The 332-nt window shown below is 67.2% G+C and carries 1 protein-coding gene and 1 pseudogene; both read right to left on the bottom strand.

Translation table 11 applies throughout. The features are described from left to right. Window positions 1-97: NRDE family protein (locus ABGA94_RS11045; protein WP_375367276.1), on the bottom strand; the 97-nt coding region annotated here is incomplete at its 3' end. Window positions 98-108: 11 nt separating this feature from the next. Next, a pseudogene (locus tag ABGA94_RS11040) lies at window positions 109-332 on the bottom strand (topoisomerase C-terminal repeat-containing protein); the annotation flags it as partial.

Genomic DNA, 332 nt, shown 5'->3' with positions numbered 1-332 from the left:
CCGCCAGCGGGTCGCGGACGTTGGTGACCACCGCCATCCGGCCCGAGGCGCCGACCCCGGCCCAGCCACCGCCGGAGCGCAGGTCGCGTCCCCCGATGACGGAGGTCTCATCCTGCCATCGCTGATGTACGGGCCGAAGCGGCCGTTCAGCACCTGGATGTCGCTGCCCTCGAACTCCTTGATGATCCGGTTGCGCGCGATCTCTTCCTTCTCTTCGATCAGGAACTTGTCGACTACGCGCAGGATGTGCTCGAAGCCCAGCGCCTGGAACTGCACCACCGCGTCGAGGCGGTTGCGGAATTCCGGGGTGAAGCTGCGGCGGATGGTCTCCA

It is taken from the genome of Stenotrophomonas sp. 3diitr2024 (genome assembly GCF_042136455.1).
Lineage (GTDB): Bacteria > Pseudomonadota > Gammaproteobacteria > Xanthomonadales > Xanthomonadaceae > Stenotrophomonas > Stenotrophomonas sepilia.
This window is presented reverse-complemented; position numbering and strand designations above follow the sequence as displayed.